This is a genomic window from Microcystis sp. M53603_WE2 (assembly GCF_030065435.1).
Genome location: NZ_JASJFF010001118.1, coordinates 1 through 1509 on the forward strand (window position 1 = coordinate 1; position 1509 = coordinate 1509).

3 protein-coding genes are annotated in these 1509 nt (G+C 40.8%); all 3 read right to left on the reverse strand.

Annotated features, from left to right (window positions below; genetic code table 11):
- The coding region (locus PX481_RS23605) for a transposase family protein (protein ID WP_288096366.1) at window positions 1–354 on the reverse strand (354 nt) is incomplete at its 3' end.
- 185 nt (window positions 355–539) lie between these two features.
- Window positions 540–1274, reverse strand: a complete 735-nt coding sequence (locus PX481_RS23610) for a DUF1190 domain-containing protein (protein WP_002760305.1) — start codon at window positions 1272–1274, stop codon at window positions 540–542.
- A 56-nt stretch (window positions 1275–1330) separates the two neighbouring features.
- Window positions 1331–1509 (reverse strand): transposase (locus PX481_RS23615; protein WP_287108012.1); only part of this gene is annotated, 179 nt, incomplete at its 5' end.

Here is a 1509-nt window from a genome sequence, read left to right on the forward strand (position 1 = left end):
GCTAACATTTAAAATATCTCCTTCTTTTAATTGTTCGAGTATATTCTCGGCTAGTCTTTTCGTATAGGTTCGTTTACTGGCGACAAAATCTAACTCTTCGCTCAAGGGTTTTCGACAATTATTGCACTTAAAGTGACGACGATTAACTTGTAGGTACACTGGTTGACCTGAGAGCGGTAAATCTTTGACTAAATGTCGATGATTTTGGTGGAGTTTATCGCTCTCTAACCCACAACGAGGACAGACTGCTTTTTTATTTTTCGATTCGATTTGGAAAACTATACCGATATTTTCTAGGTGTCGATAGCCTTGAATACAGGTTCCTTGTAGGTTCAAAAATTTGTCAAGTATCATAAGTAAAATAATCTCGTTTTTGGCTATTATATCAAATCTTAACTCAATTGTCTATCTTTTGGTATTAACCTATTTGTGCCTTAAGTCCTTTCCTGTATGAATTTCAGCTACTTTTGAGCGTAGTTGCTCTCATCGAATTTTATTTTAAGTTAATTATTTGCATAACAATTCCCGAAGAGCCTTTATTATTTACCGATGCCACCCCGTCCTGTGGCCTTATAGGTGGAACCAAATCCAGTAGAAGACCGACCGCGAATAACGCCTGAGCCAATAGTCCCCGAAGGTCGAGCGGGAGCCGTAAAACGAGTATGTTGTGGAACTAAAATTTTAGTGCCTGGGGAGTAACGGGGTAAACTACGACCATAGGGGGTGACTAAATTGCCTGCGTTGCCTTGATAAACCGTTGTCGGACGATAGAGACGATGCTGGATACCGCCATGATAAAAATAAACGAAGTCATAGGTATTAGGATAGATAAAAGTTCCGCCAAAACTAGGATAGTAGCCGGTTCGTGGTTGACCACCATTTTCAGTAGCGGGACTACAGGTTAATCCCTCTGTTTGACATTGCTCCAAAGTGTCGTAAACGGGAGCATTACTTTCGTGTTCCCGTAAGGCTAGGGCTAGTTGTGCTTCACAGTCTTCTGGTGTTATGATCGGGGCGCTCGGTGTAACGGTACTTTTCCCCTGATTAACAGCCTGTTGTTGTTTGGTTAATTGTTGTTGACATTGACTGACATTTTCGTAAAAGATAGCTTCTACAGGTTGATCGGCAATCGCATCGTTAGGAGGCACTTCTGGGACAGAAGAAATATCAGAATTATCACTACAACTGGCGGTTAAGGTGGCGCAAAAAACCGCTAGAGCAAGATAGGAGAAGATTTGTTGGCGGCGGATCGGAATAACGCTTCTAGGTTGCATAATTTTAACCTCATAAATATTATGATATTTGGCTCTTCGTTACTCTTTATGCTAAATCAACATACAAGATGCCAAGACAACATACTTCTAACCCAAAAATTCCGAAAGTTTCTCAAGCCATAGCCTCTCCGTTTTATTAGTTTAAGTTTATTGTTGATTCCCTCGACCACCCCATTCGTTGTCCTTCGCTCGAAATAACTAATGATTTCTCCAAACCAGTTTCGGATTGTTTGAC

Excerpts from the sequence above, each read along its gene's own strand:
- PX481_RS23610 (WP_002760305.1), bottom strand. The coding sequence starts at position 1,274 with ATGCAACCTAGAAGCGTTATTCCGATCCGCCGCCAACAAATCTTCTCC.